Origin of the sequence: uncultured Caballeronia sp. (assembly GCF_964243625.1) — a bacterium.
Lineage (GTDB): Bacteria > Pseudomonadota > Gammaproteobacteria > Burkholderiales > Burkholderiaceae > Caballeronia.
Genome location: NZ_CAXTGZ010000267.1, coordinates 1 through 8,036 on the forward strand (window position 1 = coordinate 1; position 8,036 = coordinate 8,036).

At 57.5% G+C, this 8,036-nt stretch carries 6 protein-coding genes and 1 pseudogene; all 7 read left to right on the forward strand.

What is annotated here, in order from left to right; genetic code table 11:
- Positions 1–262, forward strand: a pseudogene (locus tag ACFFAR_RS18305) (type VI secretion system contractile sheath large subunit); the annotation flags it as partial.
- 70 nt (positions 263–332) lie between these two features.
- Complete coding sequence (locus ACFFAR_RS18310) at positions 333–818, forward strand: type VI secretion system tube protein Hcp (protein WP_086381560.1); 486 nt, start codon at positions 333–335, stop codon at positions 816–818.
- Positions 819–901: 83 nt separating this feature from the next.
- Positions 902–1,417: a type VI secretion system lipoprotein TssJ gene (gene tssJ / locus ACFFAR_RS18315; protein WP_174365021.1), complete on the forward strand. Its 516-nt coding sequence runs from the start codon at positions 902–904 to the stop codon at positions 1,415–1,417.
- 13 nt (positions 1,418–1,430) lie between these two features.
- A complete protein-coding gene (tssK, locus tag ACFFAR_RS18320; RefSeq protein ID WP_174365020.1) occupies positions 1,431–2,777 on the forward strand; it encodes a type VI secretion system baseplate subunit TssK in 1,347 nt (448 codons plus the stop codon).
- A 57-nt stretch (positions 2,778–2,834) separates the two neighbouring features.
- Positions 2,835–3,086 (forward strand): PAAR domain-containing protein, encoded by a 252-nt coding sequence (locus tag ACFFAR_RS18325; RefSeq protein WP_174365019.1) that lies wholly within the window; start codon positions 2,835–2,837, stop codon positions 3,084–3,086.
- Positions 3,087–3,104: 18 nt separating this feature from the next.
- Complete coding sequence (locus ACFFAR_RS18330; protein WP_375508231.1) at positions 3,105–5,621, forward strand: type VI secretion system Vgr family protein; 2,517 nt, start codon at positions 3,105–3,107, stop codon at positions 5,619–5,621.
- A 19-nt stretch (positions 5,622–5,640) separates the two neighbouring features.
- Entirely contained in the window at positions 5,641–7,965 is a 2,325-nt protein-coding gene (locus tag ACFFAR_RS18335; RefSeq protein WP_174364684.1) for a hypothetical protein, read from the forward strand.
- Positions 7,966–8,036 lie beyond the last annotated feature (71 nt).

The following is an 8,036-nucleotide window of genomic DNA, read 5'->3' on the forward strand; positions in this document are numbered from 1 at the left end:
CGCGTTCAAGGAACGCGAGGACATGCAGCGCTGGCTCAACGAATGGATCATGAACTATGTCGACGCCGACCCTGCCAACTCATCGCAGGAAACCAAGGCGCGCCGTCCGCTCGCGGCAGCAGAAGTGCTGGTCGAGGAGATTGAAGGCAACCCGGGTTACTACGGCGCCAAGTTCTTCCTGCGTCCGCACTTCCAACTCGAAGGCCTGACTGTTTCGCTGCGCCTCGTCGCGAAGCTTCCGTCCGTAAAGGTTGCCGCCTGACCCAAGTTGTTTCGCGTGCGCCGGAGTCGAGGGACATTCGGCGCTCATTACCACCAGCAAGGAGTAAGAGATGGCACAAGATATTTTCCTGAAGATCAACGGTATCGACGGGGAATCGCAGGACAACGCGCACAAGAACGAAATCGAAGTGCTCAAGTGGAATTGGAACATTTCGCAGGAATCCACCATGCACGCCGGTAGCGGCGGCGGTGCGGGCAAGGCATCGGTTGACGATTTGAAGTTCGATCACTTCGTGGATCGCGCGAGCCCGAACTTGATGAAGTATTGCCTGACCGGCAAGCACATCAACGAAGCGGTGCTGGTTGTGCGCAAGGCCGGCGGCAACCCGCTCGAATACCTGAAGCTCACCATGTCGGACGTGATTGTGACGGGCGTCTCGCCTTGGGGCAACAACAGTGACGAGAACGGCATGCGCGAGAGCGTCAACCTGTCGTTCTCCCGCGTCAAGCAGGAATACGTGGTGCAGAACCCGCAAGGCGGTAGCGGTGGCGCGGTGACGGCCAGCTACGACATCAAAGGCAACAAGGAAGCGTAAGCATTCCGTAGTCGTCGCCCTTCGGCGCGTTCGGTGGGCGCGCTTCTTCGCGTCCACCCTTTCTATTTAAGTCTGAAGGTCTTATGAGTTTGTACAAACTCGTCACTGCACTGATCGCATGGACATTTGTCTTCATGCTGGCTGCGTGCGCGAGCAGCGATCCCGATCCCAAGACGCCCAAGGAGCCGCTTAGGCTCGACATGTCGGTGAAGGCCGCAAGCGATGTCAATCCCGATGATCGAGGTCGCGCTGCGCCGATCGTCGTGCGCGTCTACGAGCTCAGGAATGCCGAGACGTTCAAGTCGCAGGACTTTATCTCGCTGCAGGAGAAGGACAAGGCACTGCTCGCAGATGACATCAATGCCCGCGACGAGTTCCTGCTGCGTCCCGGCGACAGCAAAGTATTTCGCCGCAAGCCCGATTCCACCACGCATGTGATCGGCGTGCTTGCCGCTTATCGCGACCTGCCGAATGCGGTATGGCGCACAACATATGACTTGCCCGAGGCGCGCGATGCCGCCTGGTATCGGCGCGACAGCAAGCTGCATCTCAACATCATCCTTGGTGCGAAAGCCATCAAGGTGACAGAAAGCAAGTAGTGGATATTATTCGATGAGCTGGCATAACAAGGTTGTCTGGAGTGAGGGGCTGTTCCTGCGCCCGCAGTTGTTTCAACAGCAGGAACGGTATCTGGAAAGCTTCGCGCACAAGCGCGCGGCTCCGCTGTCGCCCTTTTTCTTTGGCTTTAGCCACTTCAGCATGGATAGCGAGGCGCTCGCGCTAGGTAAGGTGATACTGAAAGCAGCTTCGGGCGTGTTCGCCGATGGCACGCCATTCGACATGCCCGGCAGTATGCCGCCCCCGCCGCCGCTGACGATCCGCCATGAACACCTCGAACAGCTTATTTATCTCGCGGTGCCGATCCGCGTGCCGAACGGCGAAGAGACGACCTTCGATGAAAAGTCGGACTCGCTGGCGCGGTATGCAGCTTTCGATACGGAGTTGCGGGATACCAATTCGGTCGCGCAAGGGCCAAAGACGGTGCAGTTGTCGAACCTCCGCTTGCGGCTCGTGCCCGAAAAGGAATTGACGTCCGCCTGGATTGGACTTGCGCTCACGAGTGTGAAGACCATTCGCGCAGATGGAAGCATTGAGCTTGACGATACGTTGATTCCGCCAGTGAGTGGCTATGGCGCGAGTCAAGTGCTGGCCAGCTGGCTCGCGAAGATCCACGAACTGACGCGATTGCGCGCGGATGCGCTCGCGCGTCGATTGACGGGTGGCGATGGACAGGCCGGCATGGCGGCGGAAGTCTCTGACTATCTGTTGCTGCAGACGCTCAATCGATACGAGCCGTTGCTCAAGCATTTGCGACATGTTCCGACTACATCGCCGGTGGAACTGTATGCGCTGTTGCTCAGCATGGCAGGCGAATTGTCGACCTACGTGCGTACGGAAACGCGTCGCCCGTTGGAGTCGCATAAGCCATTTCAGCATAGCGAGCCACACATCTGCCTGAAGCCTTTGATCGACGACACGCACTGGCTGCTGAACGCCGTGCTCGTGCGCAGCGCGCAAAGCATTCCGCTCGATGAACACGCGCACGGCATGCGAAACGCCGTGGTCGATCCCACCGACATGCAACGGTTCACCGCGCTTGTGCTGGCCGTGCGCGCGGACATGCCGCCTGACCAGCTGCAGCAGCAGTTCGCCGCGCAAGCGAAAGCCGGACCGTCGGAACGGCTGCCGGACCTTGTGCGCTCTCATCTTCCCGGGATTTCATTGCAAGCGCTGTCGGTTCCGCCGAGGCAGATTCCGTTCAACGCCGGATATGTCTATTACGAGTTCACGCGAACCGGCCCCCTGTGGGATGAGGTCGCGCGGCACGGTGGGTTGGCGCTGCACGTGGCGGGCGAGTTTCCGTCGTTGAAGCTGGAACTGTGGGGCGTGCGTGGCTAACGATATCGTCAGATTGCAAGGCAGTCAGGTTAATAAATCAATGTGGAAAACCATGCGATGAAAGATGCAGACGGACGGGAAATGGCGCGTTTGGGTGACAAGACGGATCACGGCGGTGAAATCGTCGAAGCATCGCCGGACATGAAGCACATGGGTATCGCAGTGGCGCTGGATGGACACCTTGTGAGTTGCCCAAAATGCGGTGGCTCATATCCAATCATTGCGACGGGGAAATTTCTTCATCGTGGCGTACGCGTGGCGTACATCCGCGACAAGACCACTTGCGGCGCAATGTTGATTCCTGCCTAAACGAGCTCTGGAGACTTCATGTTCGACGTAAATCAATCTCGCACACTCGCGGTACGCGGCGCCGCGTTGCCCATTTTCCGCGACCAACCGATCCTGACCCCTGTTCGCATGTCCGGCGCGGAAGCCCTTAGCGAGCTGTTCAAATACACGCTCGAACTTAAGACGCCCGATTCGCTGGCGTTCTCTCCGAGCCTCGCGGCCAACATCAGCCTCGATACATTGATCGGCACCGAAATCACCTGTCTCATCGAGTTGGAAGGCAACGGACAGTTCGTCGCCGGGATGATGGGTAACTCGGGCGCGTCAAACATCGGCGCGGGCACGCGTGAAATCTCCGGCCTTGTCTCCAGCGCCCGGATTTTGCGCGAAGAAGGAAGGACAATCGTCTACGGACTGACGATCGTTCCCTGGCTGTGGCTTGCCACCAACAATCAGGACAGCCGGCTGTTCCAGGACATGTCAGTAGTCGAAATCTCGGACGCGGTCCTGGGTGAATACTCCTTCCCCGTTGAAAAGCGATTTATCGAGCAATATCCGAAGCGCGATATCCAGCGTCAGCATTGGGAAAGTGACTTCGTCTTTCTCGCGCGGCTGTGGCAGGAATGGGGCATTTACTTCTGGTTCGATCACGGCGATGGCAAGCACCGCCTCGTGCTCTGCGACTCGATCGGGGCGCATAAACCACATGGCGACGCATACAGTACGATCCGCTATGAAGCGCCGACAGGCAAGCGTATTGACGAAGAGCACATTCACTCGTTGAGTGTGACAAGCACGTTGACGACTGGCGGCGTAACGAGCGTTGACTACGACTACACATGGCCACGCGCGGACCTGACTTCAGACCGCCAGGATCCCCGCGATACCGCGTTCGCTGGGACTGAAATCTATGAATGGGGCGACTATGCGCAGCCGCAAGCCGGCGCAACGGGCCTGTCGGGCGAGCATAACCAGCCGCGAGACGAGGCGAAGTTTCTGTCGCTAGTCCGTATGCAAGCGCTGCGATGCCCGGGCCTTCGAGCGAACGGAATCGGCAATATGCGGGGTCTGGTGACGGGTCAGACGTTCAACCTAACCCACGCTCCGCAAGCGAACTCAAATCGGGAATACCTTGTGGTTTCCAGCACGCTCGACATAGAAAATGTCGGTGAGGAATCCTTGCCCGGCGGGTCGCCGGGGAACAGTCAACGGTATCGATGCGAGACGAAGTTCGTCATCCAGCCGAGTAGCGAAGTGTTCCGACCGCAGCGCACTATCCCGAAGCCGCGCACGCACGGCCCGGAGACCGCCATTGTCGTTGGCCCCGACAATCAGGAAATCTGGACCGATGCCTACGGGCGGATCAAGGTTCAGTACTTCTGGGACCGGCTAGGACAAACGAACGAACGATCAAGCTGCTGGATGAGGGTTTCGTCGCCTTGGCAAGGTAACCAGTTCGGTGCAATTCATTTGCCGCGTATCGGACAGGAAGTCATTGTCGATCACCTGAGGGGCGACCCCGATTTGCCAATCGTGACCGGACGAGTGGTCAACGAATTCCAGTCGCCTAACTGGAAGCTGCCGGACAACCAGGCGTTGTCGGGTTTCCGCAGTCGCGAGCTGGGCGGAGGACGCGCCAATCACCTGCTGATGGACGACACCGAAGGCAAAATTCAGACGCAGCTGTCGAGCGACCACGCGCTGTCGCAGTTGAACCTTGGCAGCATCACGCGGGTTCCGGGTAACACGGGACGACAGGACGCGCGTGGCGAAGGGTTCGAGTTGCGCACGGACGCACATGGCGTGGTACGGGCCGCACAGGGAATGCTGCTCACGACAGAAGCGCGCAAGAATGCACAGTCCCATGCGAAGGACTTGGGAGAGACATTGCAGCGCCTGACGCAGGCGCGCGATCTTCACGAAAGTCTTGCCGAGTTGGCGCAGCAATGTAAGGCGCAGGACACCGGCGCTGACCAGAGCGACGTGGCGAAGGCTATCAAAACTCAAAACAACGCCATTCGAGGCGGCACGAAGACCGACGACAACGCCTTTCCGGAAATCGCGTCCCCCCAATTGACGCTGGCAAGTCCCACGGGAATCCAGACTTCAACGGCGGGCAGTACCCATCTGGCGAGCGACGAACATCTGGCAATTACGACGGGTGGCAACGTCGGCGTCGCGACGGGCAACTCGTTCTTTGCGAGCGCGAGGAATCAGTTCTCCCTGTTCGTGCACAAACTCGGTATCAAGCTGATCGCTGCGTCCGGCAACGTACGCATCGAAGCGCAGTCCGATGCAATTGAAATCATCGCAAACCGTGTCGTGGAGATTATGAGCATGACTGACTGGATCAACTTAAAGGCAAATCAGGGGATTCGTCTTAACGGCGGGGGCACGGAACTGGAGATCAGCGCGAAGGGCATTCTTGGTTTTACGGATGGCCAGTTTCTCGTGCATGCCAGTGACCACGGCACACCAGGACCACAATCCATGCCCGTTCAATTTCCGCCCTTCCCCTCCGGAAAGTCGAACGACGCGTTTCCATTTTCAATGTGATGAGAGAGGAACGTAATCGATGATCATAAGCCCACCGTTCCTGCCGTCTCAGGCGGGACATGAAATGGACTCGGCGGACGCCGGCAATACGCTCGTGCCCGATCACGATGTATGCGCGGCCGGCATGCAGGAGTGCGCACCGGGTAACGGCGCTTATCCGGTCAGCTACAACCTGGGATGGCATGGTGGACCGCATCTCATCGCGCCTTCTTTAAATGGGCAGGCCGAACCGGTGCGCGCGATCGCCGACGGGATGGTGGTGTATGTACGAAAGACATCGCCCGGGGGAATCGAAGCACTGCAATATCGCAATGTGCGAACTGACGATGGCTGTGTCGTGATCAAGCACACCACCGAGATTGGCGAGGGCGAGAGCGCAAAGGTTACGTTCTTCTCGATCTACATGCATTTGCAGAGTGTGGTGGGAGCAATCACCGTTGGTAAGCCGGTTTATCGGAAGGACAAGCTTGGCATTGCGGGGCAGATTTACGGTCAGTCAGGACAGATGCATTTCGAGATTGTCTGTGATGAGGCGAATCTTCAGAAGCTGGTGGGGCGAACGACCGGTCCCTTGGTTGCGCAGCAGGGACGTAAGGACGCGATCTTTGGGGACATTTGGTTCAAAGTGCCAAAAGGAACAAAGGTGTTCGAGAAGGAGCCGCATCCATACCGTCGGGATGACAGCGAGCCGCCGCCTGGCCCTCACCCATCCGTGCAACCCCAACGGCCTGTTGCAACAACCGGTTCGGATATGTTCATTCGGATGCACTACGAAAAGACCTGCACGTTTACAACGTACAGGATGGAAGCTGATGGACGCATCGTTCAGTTGGGCGAAGCTTTACCTTCGGCAACTAACTATGAGTACGAGTTGTATGGCGAAGCAAGCCGCTTGAACAAAATGTATAGGGACGGCACCACTGCGCCAGCCAATCCCTCACCCAAGGCGCCGTCGCCCAGTCTTATCTTTGAATTGCTGCGCTTCGGCCGTGCGGTTGGGGAGACGATGCCCTCAGACGTGAAGTTTGGTCACTGGCGCAGAGTTGTGACCCCTGATGCAACTGGTTGGATAAATCTTAATCAGCCGACGATCGGCGTTTATAGCGATGCCGACTTTCCTCACTGGGCTGACTGGAGTCTCATTGATGACGACCACACGCCTGATAGCCATTGTGATTCCCCATCTATCAGGAAATGGCTGGATTTGACCGGCAAGGGCCGCGTCACGCATGCCGAGGCCAAAGAGGCGCTGCTTGACAAGGCGGTAGCAAAGAAATTGGCTCGGGCTATCTGCAAATTCCCGATCGAGTGGACCAAGCAGGATATCGGCAAGCGATGGGGTTGGTTGAAGGCTTCGAACGAAGCTTTACCCGGGCCATTATCGGATACAGAATTTAGCGACCTTGAAAATCACATCACAGCGCTGGCGTTTTGGGACGACATCCCGAAAGACCGTGATCTGCCTGATGCAAATGAATGTTGGCACCTTCCACCCGTGGAGTTTATTCGGCAGTTCCGAAAGTGTGGGTGGTTGACGTCCGACGAACTCACCAGGATGTTTCCTGCGACCGCACTGCGGTATCAGGCCGCTCGTAAAGACCGTGTAACCCACGCGTTGGTGCCGGGACATTGGGTATCGGAAAAGGTAACGCCGAATAAAGTCAACATCAGTAAGTATTGCATCGAATTGAACAAGGCGATGCGCAAATTCTTGATCACTACGCCGCTACGTCAAGCGGCCTTCCTCGGCAATGCGATGCAGGAGACGCAGTGGTTTTCGCTTATCGAAGAAGGTGGTGCGACTGGCCAGAAATACTTCCCATGGTCAGGACGCGGATTCTTGCAACTTACATGGCCGGACAACTACGTCGCTTACTGGCGTTTTCGCGGTCGTCAGGTAGATGAAGCACTTGCTGACGCGTTACGGCGCGCAGCAGTTACCGCGAACAAGAGCGGTAGTAATGCCACGCTTGTCGCCGTCGAAACGCAATTGTCGATGGTGATGAAAAAATGGCGCGCCGATGTGTCGGTCGAAAAATTTGACGCCGCTGACAGTGCTGGAACTTATTGGGCTTGGTCGCGCGCAGCTGTGAATGCTGATGAGGCGCCGGTTCTGCGTCGGGAAACAGTAACCGTGCGTGGCGTGCAAAATCCCTACTACAGTTGCCGGTCATTCGGACTGGTTGCGGCGACGGTAAACGTGGGCCATCCGTCGACTGCGTTCTCTAATATCAACGGACTTCAGGCTCGCTATCAGGCGTACACCGCGGCAGTGATCCAGCTGATGGATATCACGCGATTCCCCAGTGCAAACGGCACGATGCAATCCGCGCCAGACGCTTAAACATGGACGATTTGAAGATGAAAAAGGTAGCTATCTTGCTGTGCCTAGCGAGCGTTTTGGCTTCTTTGTCG

What these genes read in the sequence shown, in the direction of transcription:
- tssJ (WP_174365021.1), top strand. Translation starts at nt 902, where the DNA reads ATGAGTTTGTACAAACTCGTCACTGCACTGATCGCATGGACATTTGTC.
- ACFFAR_RS18335 (WP_174364684.1), top strand. Translation starts at nt 5,641, where the DNA reads ATGATCATAAGCCCACCGTTCCTGCCGTCTCAGGCGGGACATGAAATG.
- tssK (WP_174365020.1), top strand. Translation starts at nt 1,431, where the DNA reads ATGAGCTGGCATAACAAGGTTGTCTGGAGTGAGGGGCTGTTCCTGCGC.
- ACFFAR_RS18330 (WP_375508231.1), top strand. Translation starts at nt 3,105, where the DNA reads ATGTTCGACGTAAATCAATCTCGCACACTCGCGGTACGCGGCGCCGCG.
- ACFFAR_RS18310 (WP_086381560.1), top strand. Translation starts at nt 333, where the DNA reads ATGGCACAAGATATTTTCCTGAAGATCAACGGTATCGACGGGGAATCG.
- ACFFAR_RS18325 (WP_174365019.1), top strand. Translation starts at nt 2,835, where the DNA reads ATGAAAGATGCAGACGGACGGGAAATGGCGCGTTTGGGTGACAAGACG.